Origin of the sequence: Acetatifactor muris, from assembly GCF_024623325.1 — a bacterium.
Lineage (GTDB): Bacteria > Bacillota > Clostridia > Lachnospirales > Lachnospiraceae > Acetatifactor > Acetatifactor muris.
In genome coordinates, this window is record NZ_JANJZD010000004.1 from 263,735 (window position 1) to 284,069 (window position 20,335).

At 45.9% G+C, this 20,335-nt stretch carries 14 protein-coding genes and 1 pseudogene; 12 read left to right on the forward strand and 3 right to left on the reverse strand.

All coding sequences use genetic code 11. The annotated features are described in order from the left end of the window. Nucleotides 1-3 precede the first annotated feature (3 nt). From NSB25_RS05720 to NSB25_RS05730, 3 genes are all read left to right on the forward strand, one after another. Nucleotides 4-687 carry an acylneuraminate cytidylyltransferase family protein gene (locus NSB25_RS05720; RefSeq protein ID WP_103238498.1) on the forward strand — a complete coding sequence of 228 codons (684 nt, stop codon included), beginning with the start codon at nucleotides 4-6 and terminating at the stop codon, nucleotides 685-687. Nucleotides 688-765: 78 nt separating this feature from the next. Continuing rightward, nucleotides 766-1,914, forward strand: a complete 1,149-nt coding sequence (locus NSB25_RS05725; protein WP_242982313.1) for a polysaccharide biosynthesis protein — start codon at nucleotides 766-768, stop codon at nucleotides 1,912-1,914. A gap of 38 nt (nucleotides 1,915-1,952) precedes the next feature. Continuing rightward, nucleotides 1,953-3,107, forward strand: coding sequence for an aminotransferase class I/II-fold pyridoxal phosphate-dependent enzyme (locus NSB25_RS05730; RefSeq protein ID WP_103238458.1), 1,155 nt, complete (start codon nucleotides 1,953-1,955; stop codon nucleotides 3,105-3,107). Nucleotides 3,108-3,186: 79 nt separating this feature from the next. On the opposite strand, the gene NSB25_RS05735 is transcribed toward NSB25_RS05730, so the two are convergent. The 3 genes from NSB25_RS05735 to NSB25_RS05745 all read right to left on the reverse strand — a co-directional run bounded on the left by NSB25_RS05735 (nucleotide 3,187) and on the right by NSB25_RS05745 (nucleotide 6,164). Beyond that, nucleotides 3,187-3,399 carry a hypothetical protein gene (locus tag NSB25_RS05735; protein ID WP_207656136.1) on the reverse strand — a complete coding sequence of 71 codons (213 nt, stop codon included), beginning with the start codon at nucleotides 3,397-3,399 and terminating at the stop codon, nucleotides 3,187-3,189. Nucleotides 3,400-3,527: 128 nt separating this feature from the next. Beyond that, nucleotides 3,528-3,653 (reverse strand): hypothetical protein, encoded by a 126-nt coding sequence (locus NSB25_RS05740; protein WP_257479233.1) that lies wholly within the window; start codon nucleotides 3,651-3,653, stop codon nucleotides 3,528-3,530. A 192-nt stretch (nucleotides 3,654-3,845) separates the two neighbouring features. Further along, nucleotides 3,846-6,164, reverse strand: coding sequence for an ABC transporter substrate-binding protein (locus NSB25_RS05745; RefSeq protein ID WP_103238459.1), 2,319 nt, complete (start codon nucleotides 6,162-6,164; stop codon nucleotides 3,846-3,848). Between the two features lie 528 nt (nucleotides 6,165-6,692). Between NSB25_RS05745 and NSB25_RS05750 the strand changes: the two genes are divergently transcribed. From NSB25_RS05750 to NSB25_RS05790, 9 genes and pseudogenes are all read left to right on the forward strand, one after another. Beyond that, nucleotides 6,693-8,351, forward strand: a complete 1,659-nt coding sequence (locus NSB25_RS05750) for a GNAT family N-acetyltransferase (RefSeq protein WP_103238460.1) — start codon at nucleotides 6,693-6,695, stop codon at nucleotides 8,349-8,351. Nucleotides 8,352-8,524: 173 nt separating this feature from the next. After that, nucleotides 8,525-10,834, forward strand: coding sequence for an ABC transporter ATP-binding protein (locus tag NSB25_RS05755; protein ID WP_103238461.1), 2,310 nt, complete (start codon nucleotides 8,525-8,527; stop codon nucleotides 10,832-10,834). Nucleotides 10,835-10,944: 110 nt separating this feature from the next. Next, on the forward strand, nucleotides 10,945-12,939 hold the full coding sequence (locus NSB25_RS05760; RefSeq protein ID WP_242982314.1) for an ABC transporter ATP-binding protein: 1,995 nt from the start codon (nucleotides 10,945-10,947) through the stop codon (nucleotides 12,937-12,939). 211 nt (nucleotides 12,940-13,150) lie between these two features. Next, nucleotides 13,151-13,678: a ribosome hibernation-promoting factor, HPF/YfiA family gene (gene hpf, locus NSB25_RS05765; protein ID WP_103238499.1), complete on the forward strand. Its 528-nt coding sequence runs from the start codon at nucleotides 13,151-13,153 to the stop codon at nucleotides 13,676-13,678. A 281-nt stretch (nucleotides 13,679-13,959) separates the two neighbouring features. Next, entirely contained in the window at nucleotides 13,960-14,784 is an 825-nt protein-coding gene (locus NSB25_RS05770; RefSeq protein ID WP_103238462.1) for a hypothetical protein, read from the forward strand. A gap of 163 nt (nucleotides 14,785-14,947) precedes the next feature. Beyond that, nucleotides 14,948-16,102 carry a M23 family metallopeptidase gene (locus NSB25_RS05775; protein WP_242982309.1) on the forward strand — a complete coding sequence of 385 codons (1,155 nt, stop codon included), beginning with the start codon at nucleotides 14,948-14,950 and terminating at the stop codon, nucleotides 16,100-16,102. A 447-nt stretch (nucleotides 16,103-16,549) separates the two neighbouring features. Next, on the forward strand, nucleotides 16,550-17,827 hold the full coding sequence (locus tag NSB25_RS05780) for an AAA family ATPase (protein WP_103238463.1): 1,278 nt from the start codon (nucleotides 16,550-16,552) through the stop codon (nucleotides 17,825-17,827). A 352-nt stretch (nucleotides 17,828-18,179) separates the two neighbouring features. Beyond that, a pseudogene (locus NSB25_RS30015) lies at nucleotides 18,180-19,133 on the forward strand (HD domain-containing protein); the annotation flags it as partial. A 57-nt stretch (nucleotides 19,134-19,190) separates the two neighbouring features. Continuing rightward, complete coding sequence (locus NSB25_RS05790; RefSeq protein ID WP_465220367.1) at nucleotides 19,191-20,225, forward strand: ATP-binding protein; 1,035 nt, start codon at nucleotides 19,191-19,193, stop codon at nucleotides 20,223-20,225. The last annotated feature ends 110 nt before the right edge of the window (nucleotides 20,226-20,335 follow it).

The window sequence follows — 20,335 nt, forward strand, 5'->3', positions numbered from 1 at the left end:
GATATGAAAAATATAGCCATTATACCTGCTAGAAGCGGTTCAAAAGGGCTTAAAGATAAGAATGTCAGGGATCTGTGTGGGAAGCCGTTGATAGCATATAGCATTGAAGCAGCACACAGAACAGGCCAGTTTGATGAGATCATGGTTTCTACCGATTCTGAACAATATGCTGAAATTGCAAAGAAATATGGGGCGAATGTACCTTTTTTAAGAAGTGCGGCGACAGCCGGTGATACGGCCAGTTCGTGGGATATGGTAGAAGAGGTACTGCAGGGCTTTGAACAGATAGGACGAGAATTTGATACGTTTTGTCTTTTACAGCCAACCTCTCCTTTGCGTACCTCGGATGACATTTCGGCTGCATATGAGTTGTATTATGCAAAAAATGCTACAACTGTTGTATCGCTCTGTGAGCTGGAACATCCGATTTCCTGGTGTGGACCATTGGGAGAGAATAGCTCGTTGGACGGTTTTATCAAACGGGAGCAGGGAAAACAAAGACAGACACAAAAAAAGTATTACAGGGTAAACGGGGCAATTTATATTGTTTCAATCTCTGAGTTCCGTAAGGATGCATTTCTGTACAGGGAAAATGCCTATGCTTACATTATGCCAAAAGAGCGGAGTGTGGATATTGACACCGAGTCTGACTTTCGGTTTGCAGAATTTTTGATGGGACAACAATAACTTATTTTAAAGGTGGTATTAGGCATGTTTAATCTGAATGAATTCATAAGTACATATGTAACGAAGCGCCCGAGGTCTATGTTTGAGAAGGATATTTCTGATAATCATGGCAGTCTGTCAGATGCAATAGAAGGAAAGCACATCCTTGTCATTGGCGGGGCCGGAAGCATAGGGTCATCTTTTATCCGGGCAATTCTGCCGTATCAGCCTTCGGAGCTGGTAGTTGTGGACAGCAATGAGAACGCATTGACGGAGCTGACGAGAGGGCTGCGTTCTTCCGGAAGTTATGTACCGGACATTTATCTATCGTATCCTATGGATTACAGCTCCATTACGTTTCAGAAAATGTTCAAGGTACATAAAGGCTTTGATATTGTAGCGAATTTTTCCGCACATAAGCACGTCCGTTCCGAGAAGGACATATATTCGGTGGAAGCATTACTGAGAAATAATGTGATAAATGCAAAAGGCCTGCTTGATTTACTTGAGACATTCCCACCACAGATCTATTTCTGTGTTTCGACGGACAAGGCGGCAAACCCTGTGAATATTATGGGAGCAAGCAAACGGATTATGGAGGATTTGATATTTTCTTATTCATCATTTTTTCCAGTAAAAACGGCCAGGTTCGCTAATGTAGCATTTTCAAATGGATCTTTACCACAGGGATTCTTGGAGAGAATTAATCAGGGGCAGCCCATATCAGCACCATTGGACGTAAAGAGATATTTTGTATCGCCCCAGGAATCTGGCCAAATATGCATGCTGTCTGCCATACTTGGTGCGAATCGTGCTATTTTTTTCCCAAAGCTAGAAGAGCAGCAAATGATGACATTTGACAAGATTGCAGAAGATCTGCTGGTATATATGGGGTATGAAATTGCCTACTGCAGCAGTGATTTTGAGGCCATAGAAAAAAGTAAAAAGTGGGAAACAGGTATGCCTTATCCGGTGCATTTCAGTCGGGCAGATACAAGTGGGGAAAAGGCGTTTGAAGAGTTCTATGTAGAGGGAGAGAATATAGACCTGGAACGGTTCAGGAGTCTTGGTGTGATTATGAATAAGACTGTACCAGATAAGTCTGCTGTAATAGACTTAATTGCCGACCTTGATAGAGCGTTTGAATCTGAGCGGTGCAATAAAGTGGATGTTGTAAATATAATCAGTGCTTATTTACCAAATTTTGAACATATGGAAACTGGGAAAAGTCTTGATGGAAAGATGTAGGACATATAAAAACCAGGGCGGAAAGAAGGATAATAAAAATGATCTCTTTGGCTATACCGAATTTAACAGGAAATGAAAGGAAATATTTGATTAACTGCATAGATACAACGTTTGTAAGCTCTGTTGGCGAGTATGTAACTCAATTTGAAAAGATGGTCGCAGAAGCAACTGGGAGCAGGAATGCTGTTGCTACATCATCAGGAACAACAGGACTTCATGTGGCATTAAATGCGGTGGGTGTTAAGCATGGCGATCTTGTGATTCTTCCGACATTTACATTTATTGCAAGTGCAAATGCAGTCAGGCACTGTGGAGCAGATCCATGGTTGATGGATGTGGATACGTCTACTTGGTGCCTGAGTCCTGAAGTTGTAGCGTCTGAAATCAGGGAGCATTGTGAACAACGGAAAGATGGATTATACCACAGGGAAAGCGGTAAGAGAGTAGCAGCGTTAATGCCTGTATATACTCTTGGAAATACTCCAAATATGCTGGCATTTCGTGTTGTTGCTGATAAGTACAACCTGCCGCTTATAGTTGATGCTGCATGTGCAATTGGAGCGACATTTAACGGTCAGTCTTTTGGTTCCCTTGCCGAGCTGAGTGTGTTGAGCTTCAATGGAAATAAAACGATTACCTGCGGTGGCGGTGGCGCAGTTGTGGGGAATTGTGAAGAGCAAACAGAACTTGTACGTCATCTTACAACTACAGCCCGTGTGTGGCCGGATTATGATTTTGATATGGTAGGATTCAATTACAGGATGACTAATATTCAGGCGGCTGTTGGATGTGCACAGATGGAGAGACTATCATCATTTGTCACTGTAAAAAGGAATATACATCAATATTATAAAATCAATTTAGAGGAACTGACCAGAAAAGGAATAACTTTTTTCCCATCAACTGAAGGGAGCTCCTGCTGGTTTTCTGGTATTGTGTTGCCGGCAGGGGAAACTCTGAAAATGGCAAAGCATATATGCTCATTATTAAAAGAAGATGATATTGAGGCACGCACATTCTGGAAACCTGTACATCTTCAAAAACCATATGGAAATTGTCCCAAAAGTGATATAAGTGTCTCGGAAGATCTGTGGCAGAGAATTGTCACCTTGCCTTGTAGTACGAATATCACTGAAGAAGAGTTGGCCAAAGTTGTTATATCCATAAAGAAGATAGTGGGTAAATTGTTGTAACAGCCTACCTCATTGCCCATCCGGCAATCGGCGGAATGTGCCGGAAATTCCCAGACCTTTTAATAGATTCTGCAGCGAGTTAAAGGCTTTCCTCTCGATATCCTCCTACAGAAGAAAGGCTTCCTGGGCTGTTACCGCTCTGAAACGTATATAAATAAATGGTATTTTCGGACAATTCGTCGCTGACGAAAGATTTTTCCACGGTTGCCCTGTTGATGCCCGCCAGCCCGGCAGTCTCCCCTTTGTTGAATCCCTGTTTTCTTAGTTCCCGCACCCGTTTCACCACTTTCATTTTCTTTTCCGCATTTGCATTATGTTCTGCGGTTGGGGAATCTTCCTTAATAGGTTTATCCCAGTAATCCCCGGTGAGATTCCCGTCATAATGAGATGCTTCTGTGTAAAGGTACTATTCTTTCCACTTTAAAACCCGCCGGCAAACCTGACAAAATCTATAAGCCAGTGCATACCCGCTGCCATCTGCAGGTTCTTCCTTTCCATCAACAGCGCCATGGGCAGGCCAAAAAGCACACCGTCCAATACACACATTACAATTGCCTGTCCTGGTGCTTTCACAAATAAGTCAGGGTAGTGAAGCAGCGTTTGGGGACAACCAATAAAGCATAAATGTAGATCCTGGAAAACTGTTTTTTTACCTTCCCATGGAGCAAACAGCGGGCATATGCCAAGGAGTCTTATCAGATTTTATCAAAAACCGCCTCAAATCTTATCTCAATCCCGTCACCGATTCTCATCTACATAGAGCTGTACCCGACTCTGGATAACCTTCGCCGTTTCCTCCACAGTTTTCTGACCGGCATAGAAGGCTGCCGCTTCCTCAGAAATGATGGAACGGATTTCGTTCCCGCTGTCCATGAAAGTGAAAGACGGACAGGCATTGGAAAGCAGGGAGAGAATCAGTTCCGCTTCTTCCCTGGTGGCGGTATGGTAGGTATAGCTCCAGCCGTCGCCGTACTGGACGCTGGAGGTATTTCCGATGACCACGGGTTCGCCGTTTTCATCCAGGTAAATCTCACCTTTTTCATCCAGCATGTATTTCACGGCCACAGCATCCTCCAGACAGTTTTCCAGCCTCTGCTTCACTGAGGGAAACCCCATGCCGTTGCTGCCGCCTTCCTCTGACAGCATGCTTTCTATAAAGGTCCATGCGCCGTCTTTGTTCTTCGACCCGGAGGTGATGGCGTAGGAAAAAATAGCTGTCATGGCGTGTCTGCCGCCTTCAGCGGTAGGATAACCGATACAGACTGCGTCACTGCCAAAGGTTTCAAGGTCGATCTGTATGGTATCAAAGTTATATAGCTCCACTGTTTTCAGCAGCACTTCGCCGCTTTGAATCCTGGACGGGGTGGAGGGACGGTCCGGGTCGTACTCCACTGTCTCCGGGAATCTCTTTACGAATTCCAGAAGGCTTTTAAACTGTTCCGAGTCAAAGCTGCATTCACCGGTATTCCAGTTCACGAAAGCATTCTCTCCATACTCCATCAGGAAATTCATGATATCATTTCTGTCAGCTCCGTCGAAAAGCTCCGCATCCGGATTGGCGTCAGCCAATGCAATGACGTTCTCCGGTGTCCACGCAGCTTCCGGATCTATCTGCCCTGCATTTCCCATAACTGTTTCCAGGAAAACCGCATAGGGAATTGTGACCAGTGTACCGTCAAAGGTATAGGTATCCAGGATTTCACTGACAAAGTCCTCCGGGCCGAAGACACTGCTTTGTTCCAGATAAGGGGAAAGGTCCTGGAAGACATCCTGTGCCGCCAGCTGTGTAAGGTTCAGCCCTGTCACTTCCAGAAGATCAGGGCAATGGTCCGATACCAGATCTGCGTATAACCGGGCGAGGGCATCTTCCAGAGTGAAGTTTTCATGGTTTTCATAATTGTAATATTCCTTAAGAACAATGCGGTATTTCTCATTGCTTCTGTTGAATCTGACCACAGCAGGTTCATAATTATAGGCGCCTGTCAGAACGCCCAGGACGAGAGTTTCCTTTTGGACCGCTTCTTCCGGACTTACTTTCGTAAGCAGAGCAAGCTCACCGCTTCTGTCCTGTGTCTTCAGTACTGCGGCAATACGGCCCTCCACGGTCTGTCCGAAGCCCAGGACGCTCTGTCCGGAAATGTCGCAGTCCATCCAGGAAAACAGGGCTTCTGCCTGTTCCGGAGCGGCAGGGTCATAAGTATAGACACTTGTACGGTCCTGCATGAGAAAGCTTTGGTCCGGATGAGGAGAAAAGGTATTGACAGTGGGAAAATCTCCGCATACTTCAGTAAGGGCTTTGCCATCAAAGTCAATTTCCGCCAGGGTATCTCCCTGTCCGCCGTATCCTGCCTCCCCATAACTTAAGTACATTTTGTCCTTTCCGTCACGGTAAAGTCCGCTGATCAGAAGGCTGGCAGAGGAATCCTGCTCCGAGGCCGACATTCCGGAGGCCATTTCTCCAGGGGATAGTATCCCTTTGTACTCTCCCTGCTCATCATACAGCCAGACAACACTGTCGCCGGCGATATAGATTCTGCCCCGGCCGTCGGTTTCCATGGCGTTGATACGGACACCTGTCTCCGGATTCGCCAGTAACTGTTCCGTAACATCCTGGGAGAAAATCAGCTCCCCATCCGGGTGGAATTTGCAGAGAAGAAATCCGGGCTCAACCTCTTCCGTGGGAAAAGTCTGTGCTATGGCGTAAAGGCTGCCGTCCTCTCCAAAGGTGTATTCTGTCATCGCCTGATTGCGGGGGCCCTCCGGCCAGACCAGAGGAAAAGAGCCTGTGGTCCGGTCCTGGAGAGAAAATGTGTTGATCAGCAGCTCATAATACTGGATCTCTTCCGACCAGGCATAGGAGAGATAGCAGAGTGTATCTGTCGTGATCCGCATTCCGTCATAATCAATATTCTCTCCTTCAAGGGAGAGAAATTCCGGCACATAGAGCGATTGCTGGGATTGTATCGCCGGGAGGGGTTCCCCGCCGGTTTCTCTGCTGCCGCAGCCGGATAATGTGACAAGGATAAGCAGGAAAAGGGAGATAAGTTCTTTTTTCATAGTTAAAATTCCTCCTGTTGGCAGGTAAGTTGTAGGGACCTTTGTCTATTAATCCTGTCTGCGGACATTTTGTTACAGATAATCCCGGCCTTTTTTGTTTTTACTTTTAGCTGTTTACGCATTCAACAAAAGGCATTCAACATAAATGATGAAAAATAAATAGAAGTCATTGTATTCTATTTTCGCATATGCTACAATTATTTCAAATCTATTTTGGCGAAGCCTGAAAGGAGGAAACGAAATCATATGACTGTAATTTACGAGGTATTTGAGATGTAAAACGGAATATAGGGTGCAGACAATTACCGAGGCGTAAGACCTCACTGTTGTTGTGCCGTTTTTAAGTAACCTTTCGTGAATGCTATAACTTTCGGCTGCAGCACACTCAGAGGGTGTGTTATTTTTATGCCCATAATCAGCCGCAGGAAGTACTCGCTGATGAGGATGCTTTCTGCGGCATTTTTGCGCCCGTTTTCAGGTATGGATTTGAGTGGAAAGCAGAAAAAGAAAATACGGAGGTAATAAGCATTGAATATCAGTATCAGGAAGGAAACACCTGGAGATTACCGCATTGTGGAGGAGATGACGCGTGAAGCATTTTGGGGAAGCATGGACCATCCGACCTGCGACGGAGAACATTTGCTGGTACACAAGTTGAGGAAGCTGCCTGTTTTTGTGCCGGAACTTGATTTTGTGGCGGAAGTGGAAGGCGAAATTACAGGTCATATCATTTACAGTCTGGCAAAAGTAATGACGCCGGATCATGGGGAAATAGAGGTTTTGAATTTTGGTCCCCTCAGCGTGCATCCGGACTATAAAAGGAGGGGCGTGGGGACGGCGCTGACGCGTCACTCTATTGCCGAGGCAGCCAGGTTGGGATACAGGGCAATCATTTTCTATGGGCATCCCGATTATTATCCGAGATTTGGATTCAGGAGAGCAGGCAGGTATGGTATTGTATCCGCCGACGGGAGCAGCCCGGACTCTCTGATGGCAATGGAACTGTACGACGGCGCTCTGGACGGTATCACGGGTCGGTATATCGAAGACGAAGTCTATGAGATTGATCCGAAGGAAATGGCAGAATTTGAAAAAGAGTTTCCTTACAAAGAACCAGTGCGTCTTCCGTCTGTTGAAGTCCTGTCTGATCAACTTCCCGAAGGGGTAAAACAGACATTTGCGCAGCATGGAATCCGGTTTGTATCACAGCTGCAGCGGTTCAGCGGTGCAGAACTCCTGAACTGGGAAGGGATGGATGAGCAGCTGCTTATCAGAATCAACGGAATACTGTCACAGCTGGGACAACCTTGTAAGCTGCTGCCTTCATCTTATATTCTGCAGCTTACCGAACTGGGGGTGCGGAATCCGGTTTGTTCGCTGATTCGATCAAAAGCCGGAATCTCTTTGTATCGTGTGGAATCAGAGGGAAGAAAATGGATCCTGAAGGTCTTTGAGAATCAGGAAGACGCCCGTGAAATTGACAATTATCTGATGCTGTCAAAGCTGGAAATACCAACTTTGCCGCTATTGGGTTACACAAAAAACGCAATACTGTTGCCTGATGTAGAGGCAAGCGACGAATACCGGCTTGGAAATGAAGATGATTTGAGTGATCCGAAGGTGGCAAGAGCCATTGCCGGATGGTACAGGATGCTTCATAAAAAAGGTCGTGCTTATCTTTCCGACAGGAAAATTCCTATGTATGACGAATCGGATCTGTTCACCGCAGACAATATGAAGGAAATCGCGGAAAAGACCAGTACTGTGGAAAATGTGCTTTGGCAGATAATCAGAGAGAACTACGGTACAATCAGCAGTCGAATTGACGCTTTGCCCCGGACGCTGACATACAATGACTTTTACTGGACGAATCTGATTGTGTCCCAAAACTGTGAAAGCGCGTTTATGTTTGATTATAATTTGCTGGGTAAGGGTATCGCTTACGGGGATATTCGCAATGTAACCAGCTCTCTTTCCAGGGAAGCGGCGGAAGCGTTCCTGCAGGAATACAGCGACGACATCGCTGAAGGGGAGAAAAAAGCAGATGTCTTTATTGCACCGCTCGTGACACTGTCTGCAGCCTGCAAGAGTGACACATTTCCTTCCTGGGCAAAAGCCTCGCTTGCGGAATTGAAAAACGGAGATATCTTAAGACATCTGAAAGAATGGCTATGCATGGAGGAATGAAGATGCGCTGTCATTGTCTCCTTGGAAAGGAATAAGCTTTCTGTGACAGTAGTTTTTCCGGTTTTTTTATGCTTTTTTAATTGCAATGGCACAGTGTGGTTACTATAATGTAAGAACGCCTGTGATGGAAGAATCTGGGACTGCTTTTCCGGCAGGCGCGGAAGGAGACTGGTATGCTGAAAATTTTCAAATACTTAAAAGAATCCAAATGGTCTGTACTGGCGATCATAGTACTTCTGATTGTGCAGGCATACTGCGATCTGGCACTGCCGCAGTATACGGCGGATATCGTGGATGTGGGTATCGGGCAGAAGGGAATCGAAGGCCTGGTTCCGGAGCATATGAGGGAATCTGCTTTCGAATCACTTGCCATGTTTCTGACCGGGGAGGAAAGGGAACAAATGGCCTCCGCCTATGAGCAGACGGAGGATGGGAGCTATGTCTTCCGGGGAGGCCAGGAGGAGAAAGAGGCACTGAATGAAAGTATGGGGCTGGCACTGCTGCTTGTGTCCATGATGGAATCCGGAGGGACTGGGGACATCTTCGGTATGTCGGAGTTTGGTGGGACTGTGGGCATTTCCGGGATGCCGGGAGTCGGTGTGGCTGGTGGAAATGCCGTTGCGCCGGAGGATAACGGTATGGCGGCAACTGAAGCGGCTGAGGCACCGGAGGGCAATGTGCCGGCAGGCGGCGTGATGCCGGAACTGACAGGTGAACTGACCGATGCGCAGATTTTGGCCGTACGGGAGCAGCTTTTACAAAGTCTGGGAGATACAGCCGAAACTGTGGCGGCCCAGAAGGCGGTGCTTTTCATTCAGCAGGAGTATGAACAGCTGGGTATGGATTTGGGCAGGATTCAGAGGAATTATCTGTACAGAACCGGCGGTATGATGCTGGTCTATTCGGTGGTGATGATGGCGACAGCCATACTGGTAGGGCTGCTGGCGGCCAGAATCGGCGCAAAGCTGGGGCTGAATCTGCGGGAGCGTGTTTTCACAAAGGTGGTATCCTTCTCTCATGCGGAGATGGAGCAGTTTTCCACAGCATCCCTGATTACCAGGAGCACCAATGACATCCAGCAGGTGCAGATGGTGGTGGTCATGATGCTGAGGATGGTGGTGTATGCGCCGATTATCGGTATCGGCGGCGTGGTGAAGGTGCTTCGGACCAGAACCGGCATGGGATGGATTATTGTGGTGGCGGTGGTGCTGATCCTGGCGCTGGTGGGTGTGCTGATGGCTGTGGCCATGCCGAAATTCAAGAAGATGCAGACCCTGGTGGACCGGATGAATCTGGTGTCACGGGAAATTCTGACAGGTGTTCCGGTAATTCGTGCTTTCAGCCGGGAAAAATTCGAAGAAGCGCGTTTCGACAGAGCCAACAGAGATCTGATGCAGACCCAGCTTTTCACCAATCGCGTCATGAACGTGATGATGCCGGTGATGATGCTGATTATGAACGGTATCAGCATCATGATTGTGTGGTTTGGCGCAAAGGGAATTGACATGGGAAATCTGATGGTGGGGGATATGCTGGCATTTATCACTTACACCATGCAGATTGTAATGTCTTTCCTGATGTTGACCATGATCTCTGTCATGCTGCCCAGAGCAGGTGTGGCTGCCGGGCGCATTGAGGAGGTAATCGGAACACAGGCCGGAGTGCGGGACAAAGACCAGGTACAGGACGACAGACTGAAAAGCCCGGAAGGTGTGCTGGCATTTGAAGATGTGTCCTTCCGATATCCGGGGGCGGATGAGGATGCCCTGGAACATCTGACCTTTATGGCCCGGCCCGGAGAGACCACGGCCATTATCGGCAGTACCGGCTGCGGCAAGTCCACTTTGTTGAACCTGATTCCGCGCTTTTACGATGTGACGGCAGGGCGGATTACCATAGATGGGGTGGATATCCGGGATGTGTCTCAGCATAAGCTGCGAAGTCTCCTGGGCTATGTGCCACAGAAGGCAGTGCTGTTTTCCGGGGATATTGCCTCTAATCTGAAATTCGGCGGCGCATGGAAAGAGGGCATTCCGGATATCAGCGACAGACAGATGAGGGAAGCGGCGGAGATTGCTCAGGCCACGGAATTCATAGAGAGCAAACCGGACAGGTATCACAGTGAGATATCTCAGGGCGGTACCAATGTATCCGGAGGACAGAAGCAGAGGCTGTCCATTGCAAGGGCTATTGCAAAAGCGCCGAAGATTTTTCTGTTTGACGACAGCTTTTCGGCGTTGGATTACAAGACGGATGTGACGTTGCGGAAAGCGCTGCGTGAGAAGACTGCGGATGCCACCGTGATCATCGTGGCCCAGCGCATCAGCACAATTCTGCATGCGGACCGGATTATTGTGCTGGACGAGGGCAGGATCGCAGGTATGGGCACTCACAGTGAACTGCTGCGGGAGTGTGGGGCTTACAGAGAAATCGCCAGGTCACAGTTGTCGGAAGCAGAGCTGGAGGGAGGTGCGTCAATATGAGTGAAGAGAAGAAGAGGTCTGGCGATTCCGGGCCCGGTGAAACTGTCAGAGATGAGAAGTCGGCCCGGAATCCGCAGGCGGTTCGGCGGCCTCATGGTCCCCATGGCGGTATGATGCCGGGAGAAAAGGCGAAAGATTTTAAAGGAACTGCTTCAAAACTGATTGCTTATATGGGCAAATATAAGATTGCACTGATTACCGTGATGATTTTTGCGGCAGGCAGTACCGTTTTCACGATCATTGGCCCAAAAGTGCTGGCGAAAGCCACCACGGAGCTGTTTAACGGCATGATGGCCAAATTTACTGGCACTGGAGGAATCAACTTTCAGAGGATTGGGCGTATACTGATTCTGCTTTTGGGGCTGTATGGGCTCAGTGCGCTGCTGTCCTTTATTCAGGGGCTGGTGATGACGGAGGTGTCTCAGAAGCTCTGCTATCGGTTCCGAAAGGAGATTTCTGAGAAAATTAACCGGATGCCCATGGCATATTTTGAATCCAGGACGGTGGGAGAAGTGTTGTCACGTATCACAAATGATGTGGATACTCTGGGGCAGAGCCTGAGCCAGAGCATTACCACGCTGATTACCTCTGTGGCCACCATTGTGGGAATTCTGATTATGATGTTGTCTATCAGTCCGCTGATGACCCTGATTGCGCTGGTGATTCTGCCAGTATCCGGAGGGCTCATCGGTGTGGTGATTAAGCATTCCCAGAAATATTTCATTGCCCAGCAGACCTACCTGGGGAAAATTAACGGACAAATTGAAGAAGTGTACAGCGGACAGAATATCATCAAAGCTTTTAACCGGGAAGCAGTAAGCCTGGCAGAGTTCGGTGAGACCAATAAAATCCTGTATCAGAGTGCGTGGAAATCCCAGTTTATCTCCGGCATGATGCAGCCTGTGATGACATTTGTGGGAAATCTGGGCTATGTGGCGGTGGCTGTCAGCGGCAGTATGCTGGCTATAAAAGGCATCATCGAGGTGGGAGAGATTCAGGCGTTCATTCAGTATGTAAAGAATTTCACCCAGCCCATTACCCAGGTGGCCCAGGTTTCCAATATGTTCCAGTCCACGGCAGCGGCAGCGGAACGAGTCTTTGAGTTTCTGGAGGAGCCGGAGGAGGATGTAATGGCGGGACGGGTATCCGGGGACGCTGTGGACGGCGGGAATCTGAGAGAGGGAGCCGTGGCGGGGAATTTTGCGAAGGAATGTCCCGGGGCGGAAGGGAAAACTGGAAACTTTGCCGAAGTATGCTCTGGGGGCGGAAAGGAAACGAAACATTCCGCAGGGGAAGATTCTGCGGGAGGAATGGAAGCAGGAAATTCCGGAGAAAAAGGTTCCACAGGGAAAATGCAGGGTGCCGTCTCCTTCGAGCGTGTGAAGTTCGGCTATCAGCCGGATAAGGTGATCATCCACGATTTCAGCTGTCAGGTAAAGCCGGGACAGATGGTGGCCATTGTAGGGCCTACTGGCGCGGGTAAGACCACCATGGTAAAGCTGCTGATGCGGTTCTATGATGTGAACAGCGGTGCCATACGGGTGGACGGACAGGATATCAGAGACTTCAATAGAAGCGAACTGAGGGAGAACTTCGGCATGGTGCTGCAGGACACCTGGCTTTTTCATGGGACCATTATGGAGAATATCCGTTATGGCAGACTGGATGCCACAGACGAGGAAGTCATTGCCGCGGCAAAGGCGGCTCATGTTCACCGTTTTATTCAGACCCTCCCCGGAGGATATCAGATGGAGCTGGGAGAGGACGCTTCGAATGTGTCCCAGGGACAGAAGCAGCTGCTTACTATTGCCCGGGCAATTCTGGCGGATAATCCCATATTGATTCTGGACGAGGCCACCAGCTCTGTGGATACCAGAACGGAAATCAGGATTCAGAAGGCCATGAACAATCTGATGAAGGGACGGACCAGCTTTGTCATTGCCCACAGGCTTTCCACCATCCGGGACGCGGATGTGATTCTGGTCATGAAGGACGGAGATATTGTGGAGCAGGGGAATCACGATGAGCTGCTGGCCAGAGGCGGATTTTATGCGGAACTGTACAATGCACAGTTCGAGGGAAGGGCCGGGGTGGAGCCGGCGTGATGAGATGGCTGTCTGCACTGTGCGAAGGAGGGGCAGGTATCTGCATTTGGTGAATGTCACGGGAATCTGCAGTGCAGATATCTGTCTGAATTGCTGTGAAGTATAATTTAAATTCCTGAAAAAATTGTTAAGTTGTTGCAAAATCATATGCCAACGTGCTATAATGAATGTGCAAAGTAGTAAATATTAACAGCGGAAAGGGATGATGCATATGAAGTTTATTATTTTAGGCAGAAATCTGGAGGTGACGCCAGGATTGAGGGCAGCGGTGGAGGACAAAATAGGTAAGCTGGCTAAATACTTCAATCCCGATACAGAAGTACATGTAACCCTGAGTGTGGAGAAAGAACGTCAGAAAATTGAGGTAACCATTCCGGTAAAGGGCAATATCATCCGCTCCGAACAGGTCAGCAACGATATGTATGTCTCCATCGATCTGGTGGAGGAGATTATCGAGAGGCAGCTGAAGAAATACAAGGCCAAAATTGTGGACAAGCAGCAGGGCGCCGGTTCGTTCAGCAAAATGTATGTGGAAAACGACTATATGGAGGACGAGGATATCAAGATTGTCCGCACCAAGAAGTTCGATATCAAACCCATGTATGCGGAGGATGCCTGTATCCAGATGGAACTGCTGGGGCATAATTTCTTCGTGTTCATCAACGCAGAGACAGATCAGGTGAATGTGGTGTACAAAAGAAAGGGTGATACTTACGGACTGATTGAGCCGGAGGTGTAGGCGGCAGAGGCTGTGAGAGGCAGCCAGGGAACACAAATGATATTGGTTAACTTATAAGTGAGACCAGATAAAGTCCGGCAGGGGCGGCATGGAAAGAAAGGTGCACGCTCCCGCCGGATTTTTCATTTCCTTTTTTGCGGAACCCAAAGTGGCAAAAATTGTAAATCCCTTGTACCTTTTCTATTTATTTTTGGCCGGAAAATCCGATATAAAAATAAAGGCTCATAAACGCAGGGATGCGTTAATGCAAGGATGCAGCAGACAGACAAGGGGGTCACAACATGAGCATAGAGGTCAACACCAACAGAAATACCGGCGTAAGACAGATTACCATCAAGAAGCCTGACGGCTCTAAAGTAGGCACGATTACGATTCACAGCCAGAGCCTGAAGAAGCTGAAAAAGCTGGGCTATAAGCAGAGGCGGATATCCACCATGATTACCCAGGCCACCACCTCCGGCAACGCCAGGCAGGTTCTGGCCAGCGCAAAGACCGAGACAGTGAATCTGCGCAGGAAGCTGGTAAGCGGCAAATACAACGACAGAGAGGTCAGAGCCGCCATTCGCCATGCGGAGCGTATGGAACGCGTCGCAAAGAAGCGTATGAAGCACCTCCAGCAGGAAGAGTACATTGAAAAGCATGGCGGCGGCACATGGCCGACAAACCTGGACGAAGAAGAGAGGAAAAAGGACGGACAGGAGCTGGAAATGTCCGATTTCGCCGAGATAAGCGCGGAAGAGATGGAACAGCTCATGGAGGAGCTCCAGGAGGAGATGGAAGAGCTGGCCAGAGAGCAGGAAATGGAGGAGCTGGAGCTGATGCAGACAGTGCAGTCAGACATGGATCCTGCCGAGCTGGAGCAGCTGAAGAAGAAGCACAGAGCGGAAGAGATGCGGGAGATCGTGGAGGCCGACATGAAATATCTGAAGGCTCTTTTCAGTCAGCTGGAAAAGGAAAGGCAGGAGGCGTCCGCAGGTGATATGGGAGTGGCCCTGCAGCTGGCCGGTGTAGAGATACCAGTTCAGGTGGACACAAGATCCGCGGCGGAGGTGGCTTCCGCTGCCGCGCCTCCGGCGGCCGGCGGCAACATAGATTTGGCGCTGTAAAGAGAAAGGAAATATGGATTTGCCTTTTCAGAACAGGACATTTTGCAAAGGACGCGTACTGATAGAATGGAAGGATAAGTGGCGGGCGGAGGATTGACATATTTAGGAATCAGCCTTTCCTTTTCCACATATATCTTTAATTGAAGAAGATAGCGGAGCGGAAGTGGACAGAGTGCGAAATGAAAGGATTCTGAGGTGTCTGAAAAAGGGAATACTGATAGAAAGTGTATTGATCATTGTATTTGCGGCTATTGTGCTGGGGAAAAGGGGAGAGCTTCTCGCTGAGAACAGTTCCAGTGCCAATGTACTTTCCATTGAAAATGATTACATAAAGTGGGTGGATTTTACTGTCTCTTACGAGGCGTTATGCAAGGCTTACGACTGGGATGTGAAGACCCATGGATCGGAACATGAGATTGACTGGGTGGAGCTTTTAGCCTACACAGCGGCGAAGACAGGCGGTGCGTTCGGCAAGGATGCGCTGAAGACCATGGAAAAGGCGGCGGAAAAGCTTTCCGCTGGCGAGGTCACCATGGAGGAGCTGACAAAAGAACTGAAATATTATGCCTATTACAAGGAAGCTTACGATGCGGCCATAGGCGGACTGGTAGGGGAGTACTGGGAGGAGGATCCGGAGGCCCCGCAGGGGAATCCTGCGGAAGGTACGGCGGAAAGAACCGGTTACATAAAAAAGTATGGACTGAAGGGATATTTTCCGCTGGCACGGGGCTTTGACTATAACCATTATGATGACTTTGGGGCAGGACGGAGCTACGGATATAAGCGCAAGCACCTTGGCCACGACATGATGGGCCTGGTGGGGACTCCCATTATGGCGGTGGAGTCCGGGGTAGTGACTGCTCTGGGCTGGAACCAGTACGGCGGCTGGCGCATCGGCATCAGCAGCTTTGACGGGAAGCGGTATTATTATTACGCACATTTACGCCAGAACTATCCCTATGCGGAAGGGCTGGAAGAGGGAAGCGTGGTGACGGCCGGGGATGTGATCGGGTATATGGGCCACACGGGGTACAGCGCCAAAGAGAATGTGAATAATATTGAAGTGGTACATCTGCACTGGGGACTGCAGTTGATTTTTGACGAATCCCAGAAGAAAGGGAATAACGAGATCTGGATTGACTTGTATCCGCTGACCCGTTTCCTGGCAAAGCATACCCAGGCGGCAGTGAAGGTGGAGGGGACGAAGGAGTGGCGGAGGACTACGGATATTGTGGACCCGGCGGTGGAGGAGTATGAGGCTGGGCATAAGGCACAGAAAGAAGATGATGAAAATAGAGTGCCGGAGCAGACACAGTGAATTGTGGAGGGAGAGGTGAAATGAGTCTTTGTAGAAAAATCAGATAAAAAGAGAAATGGATAATTTATATGCCACAAATCGTGAAAAAGTCAGGATTTGTGGCATTGTTTTATTTGTCAGAACAGAAGACTCATGAAGCATGAATTTTATGGCCTATCGCAATAGAGTATTTGCAAAGCATGATATTGTATGACTAAAAATATGCGAAATAGTTTACTTTATATTAGTATGTGATTATAGGAAGGTTTTTTAATGCTGTAGGATAATCTGCTTGTATGAAGCCTATAATTCATTATAATGTATTGTCGTATTATCTGCAAAAAATCACATATAATTATATACAATCGCATGTGAAGTTTGGTGTAAAAATATTGCATAAAAAATAAATTTATGACATAGTAAGTTTTAAAAGGGGAGAATTATTTTCAATTCTCGGAGGAAATGAATATGTTGATAGAATTAAGAGCAAATAACTGCTTTTCTTTTTCCGAAAAAATTACTTTTTCATCCAAGGCAGATATGCGGAATAAAAAATTTGCATCTAATGTATATAGCGAAAATTATTTTAATATTTTAAAGACATTAGGAATTTATGGACCCAATAACGCCGGAAAAACTTGTCTGGTAAAATGCATCCGCAGTGCAAGGAATATTTTATTGAACCGTGAGCCGAAGCTGATAGAGAATATTTTTCAGGAAAGTTCCATATGCGAGATGGGGATTTCATTTTTGGAGAATGGAAGGGAATTTTCCTATGACTTCTGGTACGATACGAAGAAGGAAGAGTATCCATACGAAAAATTTTCAGAAGTTAACAGGGATCAGTATGGAAATGAGAAAGAGACCATATGGCTTCTGAAAGACAGTATCCGCGGAGACTATCAGTATGAAGATGAAGAGCTTCTGAAAGTGATTTCTGTTATTTCTCAGAGCAATCTGATGTTCTATCTGGCGGATGCGGGTAAAGTTGAGAAGCTTGCGGAAATGAAAAGGGTCTGCACTGCATTTGCATCCAGAATTGACATTATTGATATGAATAATATCCCAATTAAGCGCACCATTGAATTAATGAAAGCGCCAAATGAGCTTCAGCAAAAGATTGTGGGTTTTATCAAGAATGCAGATTTGTATCTGGATAGTTTTGAATATGTGGACATAGATAAAGTGCGCATAAAACCGGATAGGGAGGTTGAAAAACCGGAAGAAAAGGCGCTTGATATTCCGGAACAGATAATGGATCAGATTCGATTGGTATCTGTATACAAAGGTGTCCATGTTCCAAGCATACTGTTTGACTCTACAGGAACAAAGAAGATTGCGGCTCTGGCAAGTTACATTATACAGGGGATAGAGCAGGGCAGGATACTGGTGGTGGATGAGTTGGACAGCAGTCTCCATTTCAAGTTGACCAAGGCGATTGTAGCCATGTTTAATAATGAGTTGAATATGGGAGCGCAATTGATTTTTACGATTCACGATATCAATCTGATGGACTGTAAGAAAATGTTCCGCAAAGAGCAGATTTGGTTTGTCCATAAAGATGAGAGTGGAGTCTATATTTATTCGCTAGGAGATTTCACGGCTCAGCAGGGTGTAAGGGATACCACGGATATTATGGAGAAATATCGGAGGGGAGCGTTAGGGGCGCTTCCGGATCCCGAATTGATAGGTTCGCTGCTTGATATGAAAGGAAATCGGAAGGAGGTGCCTGCCGGTGGGGAATAGGCTTCCGAAGATTTTTACGGGCAGCAGGATATGCATTATATGTGAGGGGATGAGGAAATTCTATAATCGGAATTATATAAGATTCAAGCGAAATATCATTATAATGGATTTTGGAGAGTACTAATGAAAATCAATAAGGGGGTAAAAGAAAGTCTTTTGATAAGCATTTGACAGCATTGATATACCGTGTTAGATTATAGGTATTATAAGAGACACTATTTAATGTTAAGCCTTTACTAAATGACAAAGGAGTAAAAGTAGAAATAGTAATGTATAAAAGCAGAAATGGAGACTGAAGAGTATAAGTATATATGCAAATGGGTATGAAAGATGATAAACGAGGAGAAAAAATATGAATGATAAGTTGAAAAATTATGCTGAGATTGAAGCAGAAAAAGCTGAGAATTTGTCTTTTTGTAGAGGTTTAAAGCTGTTGCACATTCGGAGTCAGGTAGAAGAAATATTAAATCAAATTGGAAGAGGTGGAATATTTGAGGAGTACACAATTCATAATATTTCACATGTGGATGAAATGTTGAGGATTATAGAATGGTTAGTACCAGACGAAACGAAAAAAGAGATGACATCAGCCGAGTGGCTAATGTTAACGCTAGCGGTTTATTTTCATGATTTAGGGATGGTTGTAACAAGAGGTGAATATTCAAATAGAGGAAAGACTGCATTTAAATTATAGAAGGAAAGTATCCTTGCCGAAACGGAAAAATCAGAATATGCTGAATTTACCAAAAATCAAGATGACCAATTTTTATATCAAGAATTTGTTCGAGAAAATCATGCTAAGCGAATTAAGCAATGGATTAATGGGGATTCTGAAATTGATTATGGGGAGACATCCAAAATAAAAGCTATAATGGAAGGTATCCTGAAAGATTTGGACAAAATGTTTAAAATTGATTTAGCTATGATTTGTGAAAGTCATCACAAAGATGATATTGAGGATTTTACAAAGTATCGAGTTGATAATGTATATGGGAATGATAGACAGGAAAAGGTTAATTTAAATTATATTGCAATTATCCTTAGAGTGGCTGATTTGTTACATATAACGAAAGATAGAACCCCTTCTATAACAAGGAGATTGATAAATATATCGAATCCCAAAAGTGTTATAGAATGGGAAAAGCAAATGGCGGTGCGTGCAGTACAACCAAAATTGAAAAGAGATGGAGAAGAGAATATTAATAAAGAATTGGAAAGTGATACAATAGAAATTACTGCATATTTTGAGGGAGCTGAAAATGCAGAAGCATATTTTGGATTGTCCTCTTATTTGCAGTATGCTCGAAAAGAACTGCAAAAATGTAATGAAATTGTTGAAAAAGCGCGAAAGAAAGAAGGAACCGTGGCATACAAATTCCCTTGGAGGGAAATTGACGAATCTCGTATAACTGTAATTGGGTTTGAGACAAAGAAACTGTCTTTTACTATTGATCAGGAGAATATTCTACAATTACTTGTAGGTCATACATTATATAATGACTCGTCTGTTGTAGTCAGGGAGTTGGTGCAAAATGCAATTGACGCAGTTAAGTTACAAAAGCGCTACGAACATGAAAGAGGGAAGCTAAGTAATCTTGGACTTATACAAGTTGATTGGAACCAAGAAAAAAGAGAATTAAGTTTTTGGGATAATGGTACTGGAATGACAATGTTTGATGTGGAGAACTATCTTTTAAAAGTTGGCGCATCAAAGTATAGAGATGCGGCGATAAAGAAACAGTTTCCAGATTTTTCTTCTATTAGCCATTTTGGTATAGGAATATTAACTTGTTTTATGATTGCAAATGACATTGATATTATAACGAATTCAGAGGAGCAAGAAGATGTAAATAGTATTAATTTACGTAAAGTTACAGGAAGTTATCTGGTACGCAGAATTAAAAAGGTGGATGTAGATAGAAGAATCAAAGAGCATGGTACTATGGTAAAATTGTATGTGAGAAATGATGTGGATATGTCGACATTGGAACGAGATCTAAGAAAATGGATTGTCATCCCAGAAATTCCTGTGTACTTAACAATGAACGATGAAGATAAAATAAGAATTGGATATGATTCCCTTAAAGAAGCATTAGTGAAATTTTTAAATGAAACTGGAAGAACGGTGGATGGAGAGAAGTATGATGTTTATGAAGAAACTGAAGGAAATGTAACAATTGCATATGCGGTTCGTCATTTAAGGTATTTGTCTGATTGGTGTTTGTTGGAAATTGATAGTATGCAAGAAAGAAAAAAGCTGCAAGTACCAGTTGGAACTTGTGTTGAGGGGATACGTGTTGAGTTTACCACACCAGGGTATAAAGATTGTTCCATTTTGGCGATTGCGAATATAAAAAACAGTAAATATCAAACGAATGTGGCTAGTGTATTGACATGACGATATTTAACCTTACTACCGCCTTTTAAGAGGCGATAGTAAAATTGGGGTATAGAGACTTAAGCTTTATTCTGGCATCACCTGTCCTAAAATGCCAGTCAACCTTTGCT

What these genes read in the sequence shown, in the direction of transcription:
- NSB25_RS05730 (WP_103238458.1), top strand. Translation starts at nt 1,953, where the DNA reads ATGATCTCTTTGGCTATACCGAATTTAACAGGAAATGAAAGGAAATAT.
- NSB25_RS05770 (WP_103238462.1), top strand. Translation starts at nt 13,960, where the DNA reads ATGAGCATAGAGGTCAACACCAACAGAAATACCGGCGTAAGACAGATT.
- NSB25_RS05740 (WP_257479233.1), bottom strand. Translation starts at nt 3,653, where the DNA reads ATGTGTGTATTGGACGGTGTGCTTTTTGGCCTGCCCATGGCGCTGTTG.
- NSB25_RS05725 (WP_242982313.1), top strand. Translation starts at nt 766, where the DNA reads ATGTTTGAGAAGGATATTTCTGATAATCATGGCAGTCTGTCAGATGCA.
- NSB25_RS05780 (WP_103238463.1), top strand. Translation starts at nt 16,550, where the DNA reads ATGTTGATAGAATTAAGAGCAAATAACTGCTTTTCTTTTTCCGAAAAA.
- hpf (WP_103238499.1), top strand. Translation starts at nt 13,151, where the DNA reads ATGAAGTTTATTATTTTAGGCAGAAATCTGGAGGTGACGCCAGGATTG.
- NSB25_RS05720 (WP_103238498.1), top strand. Translation starts at nt 4, where the DNA reads ATGAAAAATATAGCCATTATACCTGCTAGAAGCGGTTCAAAAGGGCTT.
- NSB25_RS05760 (WP_242982314.1), top strand. Translation starts at nt 10,945, where the DNA reads ATGATGCCGGGAGAAAAGGCGAAAGATTTTAAAGGAACTGCTTCAAAA.
- NSB25_RS05745 (WP_103238459.1), bottom strand. Translation starts at nt 6,164, where the DNA reads ATGAAAAAAGAACTTATCTCCCTTTTCCTGCTTATCCTTGTCACATTA.
- NSB25_RS05755 (WP_103238461.1), top strand. Translation starts at nt 8,525, where the DNA reads ATGCTGAAAATTTTCAAATACTTAAAAGAATCCAAATGGTCTGTACTG.
- NSB25_RS05735 (WP_207656136.1), bottom strand. Translation starts at nt 3,399, where the DNA reads ATGAAAGTGGTGAAACGGGTGCGGGAACTAAGAAAACAGGGATTCAAC.